The organism is Mycobacterium decipiens, from assembly GCF_963853665.1.
In the GTDB taxonomy this organism is placed as follows: domain Bacteria; phylum Actinomycetota; class Actinomycetes; order Mycobacteriales; family Mycobacteriaceae; genus Mycobacterium; species Mycobacterium decipiens.
Genome location: NZ_OY970459.1, coordinates 3,401,481 through 3,419,502, shown reverse-complemented (window position 1 = coordinate 3,419,502; position 18,022 = coordinate 3,401,481). Strand labels below are relative to the sequence as shown.

The window sequence follows — 18,022 nt, the reverse complement described above, 5'->3', positions numbered from 1 at the left end:
GATGTCCGGCCGGATCTCCGATCGCGATATCGCGGCCATCCGCGCGGGGGCCGGTATCGAGGATGTCGTCGGCGACTACGTGCAGCTGCGGCGCGCCGGCGCAGATTCACTGAAGGGTCTGTGCCCGTTCCATAACGAGAAGTCCCCGTCATTTCATGTGCGACCCAACCATGGCCACTTCCACTGCTTCGGCTGCGGTGAAGGCGGCGACGTGTATGCGTTCATCCAGAAAATCGAACACGTCAGCTTCGTCGAAGCGGTTGAGCTGCTCGCCGACCGCATCGGCCACACGATCAGCTATACCGGCGCGGCCACCAGCGTGCAGCGCGACCGCGGCAGTCGCAGCAGGCTCATCGCCGCCAATGCGGCCGCGGCAGAGTTCTACGCCCAGGCGCTCGAGTCGGACGAGGCGGCCCCGGCTCGCCAGTACCTGACCGAGCGCAGCTTCGATGCGTCGGCGGCTCGGCACTTCGGCTGCGGGTTCGCACCGTCGGGCTGGGAATCGTTGACAAAGCATCTGCAGCGCAAGGGTTTTGAGTTCAAAGAACTGGAAGCGGCGGGACTTTCCCGGCAGGGTCGCCGCGGCCCGATGGACCGGTTTCACCGCCGCCTGCTGTGGCCCATCCGCACCTCGGCCGGTGAGGTGATCGGGTTCGGGGCCCGGCGACTGTTCGACGACGACCCGATGGAGGCCAAGTACGTCAATACGCCCGAGACATCGCTGTACAAGAAATCGTCGGTGATGTTCGGCATCGACTTGGCCAAACGCGATATCGCCAAGGGACATCAGGCGGTGGTGGTGGAGGGCTACACCGACGTGATGGCCATGCATCTGGCCGGGGTTACCACCGCGGTGGCGTCGTGCGGGACCGCGTTCGGCGACGAGCACCTGGCGATGTTGCGCAGACTGATGATGGACGACAGTTTCTTCCGCGGCGAGCTGATCTATGTTTTCGACGGCGATGAGGCTGGCCGCGCCGCCGCGCTCAAGGCCTTCGGCGGTGAGCAGAAGCTGGCGGGTCAGTCTTTTGTCGCGGTGGCTCCGGACGGCATGGACCCCTGCGACCTGCGGCTGAAGTGCGGCGACGGTGCTCTGCGCGACCTCGTGGCACGGCGAACCCCGTTGTTCGAGTTCGCGATTCGCACCGCGATTGCCGAGATGGACCTGGACAACGCCGAGGGTAGGGTGGCCGCGCTGCGTCGCTGCGTACCGATGGTGGGTCAGATCAAGGACCCCACGCTGCGTGACGAGTACGCCCGTCAGCTCGCCGGCTGGGTCGGTTGGGCCGACGTCGCGCAGGTCATCGGCCGGGTGCGGGGCGAAGCCAAGGGATCCAAGCAGCCCAGGCGGGGCGGCCCGGGATCGAAGACCATCGGCCGAGGGGCGCCGGAGCCCACCGACAGCCCCCCGGCCGAACCCGCGGCCCGGCCCGACCCGCGTGACCCAACCCTGTGGCCGCAACGGGAGGCACTCAAGTCGGCGTTGCAGTACCCGGCGCTGGCCGGCCCGGTGTTCGACACCCTGACCGTCGAAAGCTTCACCCACCCCGGATACGCGGCGGTGCGCACGGCCATCGACGCGGCGGGCGGTACCTCGAGCGGCCTGAGCGGGGCGCAGTGGATGGATATGGTGCGCCAACAGACCACGTCGGCCTTGACCGCGGGTCTGATCAGCGAGCTGGGGGTAGAGGCGATTGCGGTCGACGACGACAAGCTGCCGCGCTATATCGCCGGCGTGCTGGCCCGACTGCAGGAGGTTTGGATGGGCCGGCAGATCGCCGAAGTGAAGTCCAAACTGCAGCGCATGTCGCCGATCGAGCAGGGCGATGAGTATCACGCGCTGTTCGGCGACCTGGTCGCCATGGAGGCTTATCGACGCAGCCTGCTGGAGCAGGCCAGCGGCGACGATCTCACCGCGTGAGGATCAGGGCGCGGGTTTCGGCTGCCGCTCGACCGGGTGTTCGACTCCGCGCTGCACAACGGCGGTCTGGTTGTCGATCTCGGCCAGGGTGACGAACCCCGAATCGGGTGAAATCCGATTGGCGATCTTGCGACGGCCCCCTTCGATGACCGCCCTGGCCATGGGACTGCTGGTGAGTGCGCGATAGGTGCCGGCGATCTGCTCGTAGCGGCGGCGGCCGGCCTTTGCGCCCAGCACGTAACCCAGTCCCAGCACGGCGACAAACCCGATCAAAGCGGTCCCCTCCGAGTAGACAGTGCGGTTGGTTCCATCCTGCCTCACGCCCCCGGTGGGGCGCGCGCCCGATCCCTCGAGTGGGCGCAGCGGGTCGCTACCATGTGGTCTAGTTGGGCGCCCTATGCCAGTACGCTAGAGTCGTCCCGCGATGTGCGCGAGCATTCGCATGGACTTGCTGGTCCCCTGTAGCTCAATTGGCAGAGCGTTCGGCTGTTAACCGAAGGGTTGGAGGTTCGAGTCCTCCCGGGGGAGCCCTTGCTCAGCTGGACCCTGTTTCCTTAGTTGGACCTGTTTCCTTAGTTGGACCTTTTCCTTAGATGGAGAAGTCCTCGCCGTGCCATACCCCGGCTTCGGGCGGTCGGATGACGCGTCCGGTCTCGGGGCCATCACCCTGGGCTTCCAGCCGGGCCACCCGGGTTAGCAGGGAATCGAGGCTGGCTCCCACGAGATCGGGCAACCTCCAGTCGTACGGGCCGCCGGGGCCGGGTTCGCTGTGGCCGATGACCTGCCCCGGAACGCCCACGACCACCGAGCCCGGCGGGACAGTTCTGACCACGACGGCGTTCGCGCCGATCCGGCTGTCTTCGCCGATCTTGATCGCACCGAGGACCTTGGCCCCGGCGCCGATGGTGACGCGGTGACCGACGGTGGGATGGCGTTTCCCGCTGTCCATGCCGCTGCCGCCGAGAGTGACGCCGTGGTACATGGTGACGTCGTCGCCTACCTCCGCGGTTTCTCCGATCACCACGCCGGTCGCGTGGTCGATGAATACGCGGGCACCGATGACGGCACCGGGGTGGATGTCGACACCGGTCAGGATGCGGGTGAGTTCGGCGAATGCCCGTGCGAGCAGCCTGGCGCCACGCTGCCACAGCCAGTGGCTGAGGCGGTGGCCCCACACGGCGTGCACACCGGGGTAGCAGAAGATGACTTCCAGCGCGGTGGGGGCAGCCGGATCCCGCTCCCGGGCTGCCCGGATGTCACCCTGCATGGCGCGTAGCACGGCTAGTCAGCCACGTCGGCGAACAACGGCGTGCTCAGATAGCGTTCGCCGAAGTCGGGGAGGACAACGACGACGAGCTTTCCGGCGTTTTCGGGCCGGCGGGCCACCTGCAGGGCGGCTACCACGGCTGCGCCCGAGGAGATTCCGACCAGCAATCCCTCTTCCCGGGCCAGTCGGCGGGCCAAGTTGAGCGCGTCATCGTTGCCGACGGTGACGATCTCGTCGACGAGGTCCTGGTCGAGTACCGGCGGGACGAACCCGGCACCGATGCCCTGGATCGGGTGCGGCCCCTTCTGACCGCCGGAGAGAACCGGCGACGCGGCCGGCTCCACCGCCACGAATCGCGCCGACGGCTTGCGTTCCTTGATGACCTGGGCGACGCCGGTAATGGTGCCTCCGGTGCCGACTCCGGCAACGAAGATGTCGACCTTGCCGTCGGTGTCGCGCCAGACCTCTTCGGCGGTCGTGGCGCGGTGGATTGCCGGGTTCGCCGGGTTCTCGAACTGCTGGGGCACGAAATACCGTTGATCGGTCTTGGCCAGTTCCTCGGCCTTGGCGATGGCGCCCGGCATGCCGTCCGCACCCGGAGTCAGGATGAGTTCGGCGCCAAATGCGCGTAGCAGCATTCGTCGCTCAATGCTCATCGTTTCGGGCATGGTCAGCACGCACCGGTAGCCGCGTGCCGCACACACCATGGCCAGGGCGATGCCGGTGTTGCCGCTGGTCGGTTCGAGGATGACCGTATCCGGCTTGATCAAACCTGCCTGCTCGGCCGCGTCGAGCATGGCAACCCCGATACGGTCTTTCACGCTGTTGGCCGGGTTGAAGAACTCCAGCTTGGCGACGATATCGGCTACGGCGCCGTCGGTGACCCGGCGCAGCCGGACCAGCGGTGTTCGCCCGATGAGTTGTGTGACGTCCTCGGCGATGCTCATCTGCTTTCCTCAACGGTGTCGGTCCGGGCCTTGTCGCCCGCCCAGCTGATGTCGAACTCGATAGTTACATCTGTAGGCACGGTCAGTGCGACCGGTGTGTATCGCTGCGGTGCCCCGTCTAGCGCCACGGCGGTCAGCACCCGCCCACCGAGGCTGTGTGGTGGTGTTGCGGTCAGGGTCGTTGCCGATGCGCCCGGCGCTCGGCGTAGGTAGAAGTGTGCACCTGGTTGGACCACGTCGTCGATGGCCACGCCGTCGGCGTCGACGAGTCGGTAGCCGTCGGTGACGCTGAGCGTCAAGGGGATTGACACGTGAAACGGTCCGATGAGTTCCGCCAGGGCGGTCGCGTGGGTGTCGACCAGGCGAGGTTCGTCGTTGTGGCGACCGGCGTTGTGTGCTCCGGCCAGCAGGTAGTCGTATAGGTGCACCACTCGGTCGGCATTGCGGCAGTGGCCGGTACCGGTGAGCCAGAAGCGGACATGGTCGATTTCGGGAGTAGCGGCGTTGGTTGTCGCGATCAACCGGTAGTAGCGGTAGCCGCGTCCGCTGCGGCCATGAGTACTGGCGCAGAGCGTGCTGCCGACGCCAAGTGTGCGCTTGTGGCGGCCCTTTCCGGCGGGTGCGGTCAGTTGGGAACCGGAAATATCTTGCCAAACAACACCATTGGCTGACTTCTGCAGCTTGATGGTGACCGCTGCGTCAGAAGCCGTCCACACCGAGTAGCCGCCCAGTTGTGGTTGCCCGTCGAATTCGAACGTGAACACCGGGCCGGACGCACGGTGCACCGCCACGGGCACGTTCAGCGCCCGGGTGTCCAGGGCCAGGCCGTTCGTCAACTGCCAGATCGCGGCCTGGGTTCCGGCTATCGCCTCGTGCTCGCTGATGTTGGCCGGTCCCAGCGGATAGCCGGCCTGGCGCAGTCGTCGGCTCAGTTCGGCGGTCGGAAGCATCGGGTAGGAGTGGCGCAGGATCCACGCCACCTCGGTCTCGCAGGCACGTGCCCGCAGGTGAGGCACCGCAGACCAGGTCCCCAGGTGATAGCGCGACGGGCGCCCCGGTGCGACGCCGGTGAAATCCAGAGAGTACCCACGCAGGTTGGGATTGAGCCGGATCAGATCCGTGCGCGCTGACGTACCGTCGGCGAACACGATCCTGTCCACCGTATGGGAGTAGGTGCCGCCCCGGTAGCGGGTCATGTGCGGGAGTTTGGTCGCCGGCCGGACCAGTACGCGTCGACGGGTCGCCACCCGCGCCACGGCACGGTCGGGAATGAACAGCACGGTCATGGGTTGTTGATCTTCCTGAAAGACTCGTGACTGGGGTGCAGCTGCGCGCCGCGGGGCGGACTCGGATTTCCACCCGTTTGCGGGCAAGAGCGCGAGGATTACTGCGGGCGCCAGGTGTCAACAACAACAACAGCGCACGGCGATGCGGCGCGGGGGGACAAAGCGCAGCTGTACGGCCTGTTGCATAGGCCCACTATAAGGGCATGGGTTTACCGGGGCCACTTCGCCTATTTGCCTCACACCCGCATTAAACCTTTTGCCCCAGTTTTGCCATTGCATAGGCTCGGCCCGCCCGAGTGGGCAGGTCAGACACCCGCCGCTGTATTCGGCCATCAAGCATGGAAGGACCACCATGACCCTGCCCAAAAACGGGCCGCAAACTGAGTCACAGGCACTCGGTGATCTTGCCGCCAGGCAGCTGGCCAACGCGACGAAAACCGTTCCGCAGCTTTCGACCATCACGCCGCGCTGGTTGTTGCATCTACTCAGCTGGGTGCCGGTGGAAGCCGGCCTCTACCGGGTGAACCGCGTGGTCAACCCCGAGCGGGTCGCCGTCAAGGCCGAAGAGGGTGCCGGCACCGACGGCCCACTGCCGGAGACCTACGTGGACTATGAGACCAGTCCGCGCGAATACACGCTGCGGACGATTTCGACTCTGCTCGACATCCACACCCGGGTATCCGACCTGTACTCGAGTCCGCACGACCAGATTACGCAGCAGCTGCGCCTGACCATCGAGACGATCAAGGAACGCCAGGAATTTGAACTGGTTAATAGCCCCGAGTATGGGCTGCTTGCCCAGGCGACTCCAGCGCAGACCATCCAAACGCTCGCCGGTGCCCCGACACCCGACGACCTCGACGCGCTGATCACGAAGGTCTGGAAGACGCCCAGCTTTTTTCTGACGCACCCACAGGGCATTGCGGCGTTCGGTCGGGAGGCCACCTACCGCGGTGTGCCGCCGCCGGTCGTGAGCCTGTTCGGGGCGCAATTCATCACCTGGCGCGGCATTCCCCTGATTCCGTCGGACAAGGTGCCAGTACAGGACGGCAAGACCAAATTCCTCCTGGTCCGCACCGGCGAGGAACGCCAAGGAGTCGTGGGCTTGTTCCAACCCGGCCTGGTCGGCGAGCAGGCGCCGGGGCTGTCGGTGCGGTTCACCGGCATCAACCAATCGGCGATCGCGACCTACCTAGTCACCCTGTACACGTCGTTGGCGGTGCTCACCGACGACGCGCTGGCCGTTCTCGACGACGTCGCCGTGGATCAGTTCCATGAGTACAAGTGAGGACCCGTCGGTACCGGTTCCCTTGATCGGTGTCGCGGATATCTACCTCCCGGCATCCTTGGCTCCGCGGGGGAACGTGCCGACCGCGGCCGTGGCGGATCCTTTCCTGCCGCCCGGTGTCGCCGATTTGGCTGCCTTCGCGGTACCGACTTCGGGCATCGTGTCGACGGTGCCGGGGGTGCTGGCCGGGGTGACGCCGACCGCTCCGGTGCCGCGGTTGGCCGACGAGCATCAGGTGTTCGACGTCAACGCCATCCGAGCGGACTTCCCGATCCTGAAAGAGACCAGCAACGGAAAGCCGCTGATCTGGTTCGATAATGCCGCGACCACTCAGAAGCCGCAGGCGGTGATTGATCGGCTGTCGTACTTTTACGCGCACGAGAACTCCAACATCCACCGCGCGGCACACGAGTTGGCCGCCCGGGCGACAGACGCCTACGAAGAGGCCCGTGCGAGGGTGGCGCGATTCATCGGTGCGTCCAAGGACGAGGAGATCATCTTCCTGCGCGGCACCACCGAAGCCATCAACCTCGTCGCCTACGCCTGGGGCGGCAAGCATTTAGGTCCCGGCGACGAGATCGTCATCACGCATCTGGAGCATCACGCGAATATCGTTCCGTGGCAACTAATTTCGCAGAAGACGGGGGCGATACTCAAAGTCGCCCCGGTTGACGACGCGGGCAACCTGCTGATGTCGGAATTCGAGGATCTGTTGGGTCCGAGAACAAAGCTGGTTGCCGCGACTCAGGTTTCGAATGCGCTGGGCACCGTGACGCCGGTCGACAAGATCGTCGAGTTGGGGCACCGCTACGGTGCGCGGGTGCTGATCGATGGCGCCCAGTCGATTCCGCACCTGCCGGTCGACGTTGCTGCGCTTGGCGTCGACTTCTTTGTGTTCTCCGGACATAAGATTTACGGTCCCACCGGGATTGGTGTGCTCTACGGTCGCGAGGATGCGCTAAACGAGACGCCGCCGTGGCAGGGTGGCGGCAACATGATCGCTGACGTCACGCTGGAACGGTCGTTATTTCAAGGACCTCCGAACAAATTCGAGGCCGGTACCGGCAACATCGCCGACGCCGTCGGACTGGGTGAGGCGCTGCGGTACGTCCAGCGGGTGGGCATCAACCGCATTGCTGCCTACGAGCACGCGTTGCTGGAGTATGCGACCCCGCGCCTGGCCGGCATACCAGGTGTTCGGCTGGTGGGCACCGCAATTGAGAAGGCGAGCGTGCTGTCGTTCGTGCTGGCCGGACACGACCCACTCGCGGTGGGCAAGGCACTCAACGCCGAAGGCATCGCGGTGCGCGCCGGCCATCACTGCGCACAGCCGATTCTGCGCCGCCTCGGGCTTGAAGCTACGGTTCGCCCGTCGGTCGCGTTTTACAACACGTACCAGGAGATCGATGTCTTCATCGACGCGGTGCGTCGCATAGCCGAGGGCTAAAAACGACCAAATCCGCTGACCCCGCCGGTGTTGCCGCCTAAGGTTTCACCACAGATCGCCATCGCATTCGCCTAGATCGGGGCCCGCATGAACCGCACGCAGCTCCTCACCCTCGTTGCCACCGGCCTAGGCCTGTTCATGATCTTTCTTGACGCGCTGATCGTAAACGTGGCGCTGCCTGACATTCAGCGCAGCTTCGACGTGGGAGAAGACGGCCTGCAATGGGTGGTGGCCTCCTACAGCCTGGGCATGGCGGTGTTCATCATGTCGGCGGCCACGCTCGCCGACCTCCACGGCCGCCGCCGCTGGTACTTGACGGGCATTTCGCTGTTCACGCTGGGATCCGTCGCGTGCGGGGTGGCGCCCTCCATGGCGGTGCTGACCGCCGCGCGGGGCGTGCAGGGCCTGGGCGCGGCGATCGTCAGCGTGACCTCGCTCGCCCTGGTCAGCGCGGCGTTTCCGGAGGCGAAGGAGAAGGCACGAGCAATAGGGATCTGGACCGCCATCGCCAGCGTCGGCACGACGGCGGGCCCGACGCTGGGCGGTCTGCTGGTGGATCAGTGGGGGTGGCGCAGCATCTTCTATGTCAACGTGCCGATGGGCGTACTCGTGCTCCTGCTGACGCTGGGTTTCGTCGAGGAATCACGCAACGAGCGGGCACGCCGCTTCGACCTGTCCGGGCAGCTGCTGTTCATCGCAACCGTGGGGGCCTTTGTGTACGCGATCATCGAAGGCCCCCAGGTCGGCTGGACGTCGCCGCAGACCATCGTGCTGCTCTTGACGGCTGCCATCTGCTGTGCCCTCTTCCTCTGGCTCGAGCGCAGATCGTCGAATCCGATGATGGATCTGACCCTGTTCCGCGACACCTCGTACGCACTGGCCATCGGGACCATCTGCACAGTGTTCTTCGCTGTGTACGGGATGCTGCTGCTCACCACCCAGTTCCTGCAGAACGTACGCGGCTATACCCCGAGCACGACCGGCCTCATGATTCTTCCGTTCAGCGCGGCCGTGGCGATCGTGTCGCCTCTGGTTGGGCAACTGGTTGGCCGGATCGGAGCACGTCTTCCCATCCTCGCGGGGCTGTGCATGTTGATGTTGGGCCTGCTCACGCTGATCGTCAGCGAGCACCGGAGCTCGGCCTTGGTCCTGGTCGGGCTGGGCATGTGCGGCACCGGCGTCGCGCTGTGCCTGACGCCGATCACGACCGTGGCCATGACGGCGGTTCCCGCAGAACGTGCGGGCATGGCGTCCGGCATCATGAGCGCGCAGCGGGCGATCGGCTCGACGATCGGTTTTGCGGTCCTGGGCTCTGTCCTGGCGGCCTGGCTTTCGGCCACACTCGAGCCCCATCTGGAGCCCGCGGTGCCCGACCCGGTCCAGCGGCACGTCATTGCCGAGATCATTATCGACAGCGCCAATCCGCGAGCCCACGTCGGCGGAATCGTCCCTCGGCGCCACATCAAGCATCGCGACCCCGTTGCGATCGCTGAGGAGGATTTCATCGAAGGCATCCGCGTGGCTTTCCTTGTCGCCACCGCAACACTGGCCTTTGTGTTCCTCGCCGGCTGGCGCTGGTTCCCGCGTAACATCGACGCCGCGGGCAGCGCCGCCAAACGCGAGGCAACGCATACCACCGATCTTTGAGTGCACTCGTAGAACGTGTTAGGAAAGTACGCCTTCGAGACGTGGGTCCACCCGGCAGAATCCGAAGGCGATACGCCCGATGTGTTGGACGATCCTCTTCTAGCCTCCGGGGCGAAGCGTTTCAGCTCAGCGGACTCTTCGGTCGTGATCCCGGGCCGTGCGCCGGCATCGACCTGGGCCTGGCGAAACCACATGCGCACCGTCTCCGCGCAGCTTCGGTGGGTACCTTCTCGACGAACCACCTGACATGACTCCAACCTTCCCAAGAAGTGGAGTCTCCGGACGAGCCGGGGCAATTCACGATGACGACGGGCCGTGGGTTGAGGCCGAGTCTTAATCGAAACGGACGAGTCTAGCTGAAGCGGTATTCTTAAAGGTGCTTTGAATAACAATCCAAACCCCTAAACGCAAGATCAATTCACCAAAGTATCGACGGATCACTGTTCGCAGTATTCAGCGACTTGAGCCGAATTGCGGCAAGTACGCGAAAGCGCTCGACCGAGACAAGTGTGCTTAGCGTTTCCTTCCGTGCGTATCCCGCATCTGTCCTCACCGTTTCCCAGCGCACGCCAGACGGTGCCGTGGTCGACGCCGAGAGGTACGCCGATCTTGGCCAGCGACATCTGGTCGTCGGCGAGTCGTTGATCGCGGATGGGGACGCCGGCTTCGCGCAGTAGGCCGATGACGCTGCCCTTGCTGACGCTGAAGGCGACGGCTACCGAGGTGGACGGTTCGTGTGCCTCGTGTCGCGCGATGATCTCGGCGATGATGTCCGTTTCGAGCCGCTGGTCGAGCTTGACCGGTCTGGGCGGCCTGGCTCAAGTCCGTCGCGCGGGCGCGTGGAATTGAACCGCCATAGCCCCTGACCAGGGATTTTGCTAAAAGGCTCAGATGGCTACGGATCTCTGGAACGTGTCAAGTCTCGAGTACCGTCGCAGCAGCTCGGCCAGGCGAGGCACGGTTGAGGGGGCTATTCTGGGCTGCTTATCGCCTGGAGGGCGACACCAAGTCAGCGTCCCAAGTCCCCGGCACCATCGGCACGGGCGGGCTGCCGCCAAACGCATCGTTGGCCAGTGTGGCTAGGCCGGCTGCCGCGGCGGTGGTCTGCTTGCGTGCGGTTCCGGCGAAACCCGGGGTTCGCGCGCACCCATCCGAGGCGAGGAGTGCGACCCGGTGCTTGCCCGACGAACGACTCGGGTCTTGGTCGGTATCGGGCTCTAGGTCCGCGTATTCGTAACCGCGGCTGATCTTTTTGAGCTTGGCCGGCCGGCGCCGCTGCAATCGGGCTGGTTGCTGGGCCGCCGCCGCGGCCGCCGGGGCCTCGGCGCTATCGGGCTCCGGTGCCTTCTTTCGGGCGCTGGTGCCGGGCGCCTTCCTGGCAGCCGGGGTGAAGCCGCCCGCCAGGTAGGCGTGGCCTTCCATACCCACACCGGTCACCGATGGTGATGCGGGGGCGGGGGCCGGCACGGTCGAAGCCGTAGGGGCGGGGGCCGACACGCTCGAAGCCGCGGTGCCGGTCGCGGGGGTAGGTGTCGCAAATGGGGTGGCGGTGGGCGCCGGGGGCGGGGGCGGGGGCGGGGGCGGGGGCGGAGCAAGCGCTGCGCCGGGCGGCGCGGGTGGCGGGCCAACGGCGAGCGATGAACCATCCGGTGGTACGAATCCAGCGCTCGACGGCGGCACCACCGATGGAGGAACGCCAGTCAAAACGCCCCCGAGTAGCATAGGCACGTATTCGGCCGTGAGCTGCGTCAATGTAGCCACGAATTGCGTGACAAGTGACCCAATGAACGAAATCGCGTGCATAACCATCGTTAACGAATACACGACCGCGTTATACACAGCATACACCCACTGAATAATCGTGGTGACAAGGTTGTAGATTGATGCTATCGCCGATGCAATCATACCGACCGCGTTGTAGACGGCAACAGCGTAAAAAATGCGGAGCGCCCAGCCGAGAGCACGATCAACAAAAGTGATGATGTTGCCGATAAGGCTAAACGTCTGGCCAACGAAATTGGCGAGTTGACTGAGCGCCGCAATCATCAATTGGGGGATCGTGGCGGGCTCAGCTTCCACGACGTCGGCGTTCTCGACGACCACCAGGGCTCGGTCGCCGCCGACGTCAACATCATCGTCGAAGACTTCCTCAATGAGCGGTCCATCGTTATATTCGGGACGTTCCACAAGGGCGTTCTGATTACCGTTGTCATCGACAGGATCGTCGTCGGGTTCCTCAATTATCGGTCCGGCCGCCTCATTCTCATACTGCTCAGGGCCTCGCAGCATCAGCGGCGCGGGGCGGTTACGTGGTGCGTTCAACACCACCGCCATATTTGCGTGCTGCTGATACAACTGCATCGACATCGCCGCCTGGATCCACATCCGCGCATAGTCGGCTTCATTGATCGTAAGCGGGATCGTATTGATCCCAAAGAAGTTCGTCGACAGCAACGCCACATTGGCGGCGCGGTTAACGGACAACTCTGCCAGCGTTGGCATCTCCGCCAACGCAACGGAATACGCCGCCGCCGCCTGCTGATGTGCGACAGCCTGCTGTTGGCTTTCCTGGCCGGCCTCCTCCAACCACTCCAGGTAGCGCCCATGCGCACCCCGATAGCTCTGCGAACTCGGGCCCTCCCACGGCACGACAGCCAGCTCATTGCCGAGTTCTTGTGCCGCCCAGTCGTACTCAAGGCCTAGCTGTTGCCATGCCCCGCCTGCGTCCAGTAGCGGGCCGGGACCCGGGCCGAAGCTCAGCGCGGTCGAATGCACCTCCGGCGGCTGACCCATCCAGAGCATGGGCACGGCTGTGAAGACCGAGAGTAAGAAAGGCAGCGTCACCTCAACACGCCTATCGACATGTACGAAGTCGCCGCGGCATCACTGGCCGCACAGCTAACCCCGGACTCAGCGACACTGACCCCCCGACGGGCCGTCACCCCGCACCGCCATGGTTCGGCACCGGAGGAGGGTTCGGTCTCCCCCGATTGACTTGCGGCGGAGCTGGTACGCGTGAATTGTGTGGCGCGGCGTTGGCGATCCCAGCCGTCGTGCCAACACCGACGGTTCCGAGCGCACTGGCGAGCATGGAGCCGGCCAATACTTTCCTGATCTTGATGTGTCATACGCGATACCTTTCGCGAAGAGCGAGCATGGAACGGTTCTATGAGACTGCGTAGAACGCAGTTTGACCATGCAAGCATCTTACGATGTCGCTGTGAGTCGCCTGTTGGGCACCAGCTTTGAATCGCGTTGGTCGTCGCGGAGAACACCTTGCTCTCGCGCATCATGTTGAGGCACAGCCATTTCCGCTTGCGCGGGCTGGTGAGCACCGAGCCCTCGGGGGGTCCGCAGGAGCGCCAGACGAGTTCCATGATCAACGCGCTGCACCGAGTCGACCACGACACCGTCGCGATCGAGAAGCAACGAACTACCGTCAACCATGCCCGCGTTGCTTGCTGTTCTGGATGCCTGAACGACACCCAGCTCACCAGGGCGCGGGCTCTCGACCAATCACCGACACGACACAATGTGCGACAAGCGCCACACCCCTACCAACTGCGAAGAGCCCTGTACGCATACCGGTGCGTGCGGGTCGATAGTCGTGACGACGGCGAACGGCATCGGCGGCATGCTTGCGTGAGGGGAATCTGAATGAGGATGTCAAGCCGCTACGGTGACGGGTGTGGGCATTTTGAGAGTGAATTCGCGGCCGTCGCGCAGCAGTGCCCAGAGCGCGTCGACGAGGCGACGGGCCGGGGCCAGGAGTGCCTGGGTATGGATGAGTCGTTCGCCGCGTTTGCGGCCATAGAACTGCCGGGCTGGCCCAGAGGCACGGATGGCCGACAGTGCGGCCAGGTAGGATACTCGGCGCAGTCTGCGGTTGTAGCGTTTCGGTCGGTGCAGGTTTCCCGTGATGCGGCCGGAATCGCCTGGCACAGGTACCAATCCGGCGTAGGAGGCCAGGCGTCCTGCGGTGGCAAACGAGTCGAGGTTACCGCCGGTGACTACCAGGAACTCGGTGCCCGGGCCAGGTCCGAATCCAGGCAGGGACTCGATGATCCGCGTGTGGGGGTGGGTGCGGAGGCGTTCGGTGATGGTTTTGTCGATGTCTTCGATTTCACGGTGGAGGTCGGGCAGCTTTGCGCGCCAGCCGCTTGATCGGTGCGGTAGCAGCGGTTTTGGCGATTCCGGCGGACCAGGCTTTGTTCTCGGTGAGATAGGTCGTGACACCCTCGGTTCCGGCCGCCCGAATGTCGCCGGGTGTGCACAGGCCGGCGACCAGGATGAGCGGTGTGCGGTTGGAGTAGTCGAATGCGGCCTCCAACGCGGGGAAGATGGACCCAAGCAGCGCACGCAGTCGGTTGATGCCCCGCACCCAGTCCGCTATCAGATCGGCTCGGTAACCAGTTGGCTGGGTCTACTCGACGACGAGCTCGTCGGGGATGGTGATCTCACTGAGATCGCTGCGCAGGCGGGCAGTTTCGGCGATCACGCGAGCGTCTTGGGCGTCGGTTTTTGCTTCGCCCCGAAACGCCTGCGTCATGGTATTGACCACCCGGCCAGGCGCACAAACCACCGACTGCTCGGCCGTCAACAACACCGTGATCGGCATCAACGCCATCGGGATGGTCAAGTCGATCGCCCATCGCAGTTGGTCGGCGGTCTTGCCTGCTCGCTCGATCACCTGCTTGATCGAGCGCTGGTCATTGTCGAGTCTCTGCGACCGGCAGACCTTGCCGGTCTCATCCACCACACACGCGCAATGCGTGGTCTTACGACATCGATTCCGACCCAAACAAGCGGTCGCACCGTCACTGTTGGCCTCCTGTCATCGCCGGCCAAGCCCGTGGGCACCCCCGCCATCTGGTCCCTAAACAGCGACGATCCGCATCAGAAATCCGCCCGGAGCGTCCAGGACGGCCGGGCAGCCATTTCACTCGAGCCACACACGCAGCAACCAGCCATCAGCCACACCCCACCGTCCTGGGCGTTCAGGGCATCAACCCCAGACACCTACAAACATAGGGATTTTCAGCTATGCCAGAACTGATTGCGCTAGACATTGGTACCACTGGCACGAAAGCCGCACTTGTTTCACGGGATGGGCGAATCCTGGCAAGCGGTTATTCGGCGTATGCGAGCCACAACCAGGCGGGGAACCGCGTCGAACAGGAGCCGGACGCGTGGTGGCTGGCAACGAGTGAGGCTATTGCCCAGCTGAGAACCCGGCTGAGCATGCACGCACATGAACTGGCCGGCATCGCGTTGAGCGGGCAGATGCAGGATCTAATCCCGATAGCTGCAGATGATGCCATTGGGCCCGCCGTCCTCTATTCCGACACGAGGTCGCAACGCGAAGCGCAGATGATCATTGCGCAGATCGGCGAAGAGGAACTGCTGCGCGTCACCGGCAATGCCCAGGATGCGTCGAGCCTCTTGGCCAAGTGGTGCTGGCTGCAGGCCCACGATGCCGAACGGTTGGCCGCGGCTCAGACCATTCTGTTCGGTGCGCACAGCTATGTCGCGTGGCGGCTTTGCGGGGCCACCAGCTGTGACTACACCACGGCCAGCACCACCGGTCTTTTCGACCTGGACCACAACGTGTGGGCAACGGACCTCTTGGCCCGGCTGGGCTTGGACCCGCAGAAGCTGCCGCCGTTGGCCGCGGCAGCCGCCCAGATCGGGACGCTGAAAACTGCGGCCGCGCGGGCCCTGGGATTGCCGGCTGATCTGGCCGTTTTCGCCGGTGCCGGCGATCTTGCCGCAACGACGGTAGGGGCTGGCGCGGGAGAACCGAATCGCTCCTATGGCTATCTGGGCATGAGTGGCTGGGTCGCGGCGACGCTGCGGGCCACCGTTCGGGCAGTGCCCCCCGGCGCTGAACGCAGCATCTTTACGCTGCGTCATCCCGACCTGCAGCGCGTCGTGCGGGTCGCGCCCATGCTTACCGCGGGAGGCAACCTGGATTGGGTACGCGCAGAGATAGCTCGAGACGAAGACTACGGCGCACTGAACGAAATAGCGGCCGCCGCTCCCGTCGGCAGCAACGGCATGATCTATCTGCCCTACCTCAACGGCGAACGTTCTCCTTTCCGAGATCCGCATGCTCGAGCGTGTTTCGTCGGCATCGGCGGCCGGACCACGCGCGCAGACCTCATTCGCGCCGTGATGGAAGGCGTCTGTTTCGCCTACCGTTCGCTCTTCGACGGACTGGAGACAATGGCGGAAACCTTGTATGTCGTCGGTGGCGGGGCCAAGTCGGATGTGTGGATGCAGATCCTGGCAGATGTGCTGGGTCGAGAACTCCAGGTGGTGGCGGAGCCGGAGCATGCGGCGGTCCGCGGCGCGGCCATTATCGTGGGCCGTGAAATGGGCTGGTACGAGGACTTCGCGCCGCGCGACATCATCCCGGTCGCTCGATCCTATGCACCGCGGGACCGGGCACACTCAGCCTACGAGGAACAATATGGTGTCTTTGTGGCCCTGTACCCCCGGCTGAGAAGCGCATTCGCGCAGCTCGCCGCAGCCCCCGCGGTGCTCGATCCCTCCCGGTCCTAGTCGTATGCGGGCAGCCACATCGTGTCGAGGATGACCTGGCTGACGTCGTCATGCGTTCTGGTAGCCACCTCGTCTTCGACGGCGGCCCGATAGACGGCCTCGGCGACCGTCGTCGAGATCGCGCGCAAGTCTTGGACTCCTGGCAATAGCGAATCGCCCGGATTTATCGGATTCGCCTGGTGTGCAACGGCATTCGCCGCGGCATGCAGCATGCCCCGGGTCAACAGTCGGGCTCCGGCGACGATAACGCCCAGTCCGATGCCGGGGAACACCAACACGTTGTTGGCTTGACCAACGACGTAGGTGGTTTCGTCGAACTCCACTGGGGCGACCGGGCTGCCAGTGGCAAGCAGTGCCTTGCCGTTCGACCATCCCAGGACGTCGGCCGGCATGGCTTCCATGCGCGACGTCGGGTTGGAGAGCGGGAAGATCATTGGGCGTTCGCAGGATTGGGTCATCGCCTCGACCACCTCTTTGGTGAACGCGCCGTAGACCGTTGAGCAGCCGAGCAGGATGGTGGGTGATGCGATCTTGATCGCGTCGACCAGCCCGACCCGATCCCCGACGGCCACACCGAGCCGGTCGCGGTTCTTCGCGTACGGCACTTGAAAGTCGCGGAGGTCATCCATGTCGTCGAACAGCAGGCCCTGCCTGTCGATCGGCCAGATCTGGGACTCGGCCCGCTCGACCGTGGCGCCGTCTGCGACCATCGCGTCTCGGATCTGATCGGCAATCCCGATACCCGCGGTCCCTGCGCCGAAGACGACTATCGTCTGATCGCGCAGCGGTATGCCGGTCACCTTCACGCCGCTGTATATGGCGGCCAAGACCACCGCGCCGGTTCCTTGCATATCATCGTTGAACACGCAGTAATCCGCGCCGTATGTGTCCAGGATCTTCCGCGCGTTCGCCGGCCCGAAGTCCTCGAAATGCAGAATGGCACGTGGAAATAGCCGCTGAGCCGTTTCGATATAGCGACTGATGAACTCGTCGTACTCCGCACCGCGGCGCCTGGCGTGGCGATTGCCCAGATAGAACGGATCGGCCAGCAGCTGTTCGTTGTCGGTGCCGACGTCAAGGGACACCGCGAGGCAGCGGCGCGGATCGATGCCGCCGCCGGCGGTGTAGAGAGCCAGTTTGCCCACCGCAATCTGGATGCCACCCACACCCCAGTCACCGATACCCAGGATCGCCTCGGCATCGGTGCACACGATCAGGTCGACGTCTTGGGGTCCCAGCCCCAACGTTTCGAAGGCTTCCGCGACGTCGTCGGGTTCATCGATGCTCAGAAACAGTCCGCGTTGCCCCCGGTATTCGTCGGAGAAACGTTGGATCGCCTCTCCAACGGTCGGTGTGTAGACCACCGGCATCAGTTCGGGCAGATGGTCGGCCAGCACTTTGAAGTACAGGACTTCGTGGCGGTAGTGGAGCTGCTCGAGCAGCAGATTGCGGCCCAGATCGGTGGCGAGGCTCTGCAACTGACGCCATACGCGTTCGGCCTGTTGGTCGAGCGTGAGCACCGCCGACGGAAGCCGGCCGGTCAGTCCCAGCTGTCGTCGTTGCGGGTGGGTGAAGCCCACGCCACGATTGAGACTCGGCGCTGACAACGCGGCCGGGATCCGTGGCACGCGAGCGCCGCCCATCACAACCTCACA

The 18,022-nt window shown here is 64.6% G+C and carries 12 protein-coding genes, 1 tRNA gene and 1 pseudogene; 6 read left to right on the top strand and 8 right to left on the bottom strand.

Annotated features, from left to right (window positions below; all coding sequences use genetic code 11):
- The first annotated feature begins 1 nt into the window (after position 1).
- Positions 2-1,921 (top strand): DNA primase, encoded by a 1,920-nt coding sequence (dnaG, locus tag AADZ55_RS15070; protein WP_085327311.1) that lies wholly within the window; start codon positions 2-4, stop codon positions 1,919-1,921.
- 3 nt (positions 1,922-1,924) lie between these two features.
- Here dnaG and AADZ55_RS15065 read toward each other — a convergent pair whose 3' ends face one another.
- Positions 1,925-2,194: a hypothetical protein gene (locus tag AADZ55_RS15065; protein ID WP_085327323.1), complete on the bottom strand. Its 270-nt coding sequence runs from the start codon at positions 2,192-2,194 to the stop codon at positions 1,925-1,927.
- A gap of 182 nt (positions 2,195-2,376) precedes the next feature.
- Between AADZ55_RS15065 and AADZ55_RS15060 the strand changes: the two genes are divergently transcribed.
- Positions 2,377-2,449 (top strand) — tRNA-Asn (locus AADZ55_RS15060).
- Between the two features lie 61 nt (positions 2,450-2,510).
- Here AADZ55_RS15060 and cysE read toward each other — a convergent pair.
- The 4 genes from cysE to AADZ55_RS23595 all read right to left on the bottom strand — a co-directional run bounded on the left by cysE (position 2,511) and on the right by AADZ55_RS23595 (position 5,607).
- Positions 2,511-3,200: a serine O-acetyltransferase gene (gene cysE / locus AADZ55_RS15055; protein ID WP_085327310.1), complete on the bottom strand. Its 690-nt coding sequence runs from the start codon at positions 3,198-3,200 to the stop codon at positions 2,511-2,513.
- A 2-nt stretch (positions 3,201-3,202) separates the two neighbouring features.
- Positions 3,203-4,135 (bottom strand): O-acetylserine sulfhydrylase, encoded by a 933-nt coding sequence (gene cysK, locus AADZ55_RS15050; RefSeq protein ID WP_085327309.1) that lies wholly within the window; start codon positions 4,133-4,135, stop codon positions 3,203-3,205.
- Entirely contained in the window at positions 4,132-5,421 is a 1,290-nt protein-coding gene (locus tag AADZ55_RS15045; protein WP_085327308.1) for a TQXA domain-containing protein, read from the bottom strand. Before AADZ55_RS15045 ends, cysK begins: the two co-directional genes overlap by 4 nt.
- A 117-nt stretch (positions 5,422-5,538) precedes the next feature.
- Entirely contained in the window at positions 5,539-5,607 is a 69-nt protein-coding gene (locus AADZ55_RS23595; protein WP_423202402.1) for an Rv2334A family Cys-rich leader peptide, read from the bottom strand.
- A gap of 166 nt (positions 5,608-5,773) precedes the next feature.
- On the opposite strand from AADZ55_RS23595, the gene AADZ55_RS15040 reads away from it, so the two are divergent.
- From AADZ55_RS15040 to AADZ55_RS15030, 3 genes are all read left to right on the top strand, one after another.
- Positions 5,774-6,709, top strand: a complete 936-nt coding sequence (locus tag AADZ55_RS15040; RefSeq protein WP_085327307.1) for a family 2A encapsulin nanocompartment shell protein — start codon at positions 5,774-5,776, stop codon at positions 6,707-6,709.
- A complete protein-coding gene (locus AADZ55_RS15035) occupies positions 6,696-8,156 on the top strand; it encodes a family 2A encapsulin nanocompartment cargo protein cysteine desulfurase (RefSeq protein WP_085327306.1) in 1,461 nt (486 codons plus the stop codon). The genes AADZ55_RS15040 and AADZ55_RS15035 overlap by 14 nt, the downstream gene beginning before the upstream one ends.
- Before the next feature lie 87 nt (positions 8,157-8,243).
- Complete coding sequence (locus AADZ55_RS15030; protein WP_085327305.1) at positions 8,244-9,803, top strand: MFS transporter; 1,560 nt, start codon at positions 8,244-8,246, stop codon at positions 9,801-9,803.
- A gap of 984 nt (positions 9,804-10,787) precedes the next feature.
- Here the strand turns inward: AADZ55_RS15030 and AADZ55_RS15020 are convergent.
- Together AADZ55_RS15020 and AADZ55_RS15015 are read right to left on the bottom strand one after the other, a co-directional pair.
- Positions 10,788-12,647 (bottom strand): PPE domain-containing protein, encoded by a 1,860-nt coding sequence (locus tag AADZ55_RS15020; RefSeq protein ID WP_341286203.1) that lies wholly within the window; start codon positions 12,645-12,647, stop codon positions 10,788-10,790.
- Positions 12,648-13,469: 822 nt separating this feature from the next.
- Positions 13,470-14,624 (bottom strand): annotated as a pseudogene (locus AADZ55_RS15015) (IS110 family transposase).
- 222 nt (positions 14,625-14,846) lie between these two features.
- Here AADZ55_RS15015 and AADZ55_RS15010 point away from each other — a divergent pair.
- The gene (locus AADZ55_RS15010) at positions 14,847-16,367 is read left to right on the top strand and encodes a xylulokinase (protein ID WP_085327121.1); all 1,521 of its coding nucleotides are present in this window, start codon (positions 14,847-14,849) and stop codon (positions 16,365-16,367) included.
- On the opposite strand, the gene AADZ55_RS15005 is transcribed toward AADZ55_RS15010, so the two are convergent.
- The gene (locus AADZ55_RS15005) at positions 16,364-18,010 is read right to left on the bottom strand and encodes an NAD-dependent malic enzyme (protein WP_085327122.1); all 1,647 of its coding nucleotides are present in this window, start codon (positions 18,008-18,010) and stop codon (positions 16,364-16,366) included. The genes AADZ55_RS15010 and AADZ55_RS15005 overlap by 4 nt on opposite strands.
- Positions 18,011-18,022 lie beyond the last annotated feature (12 nt).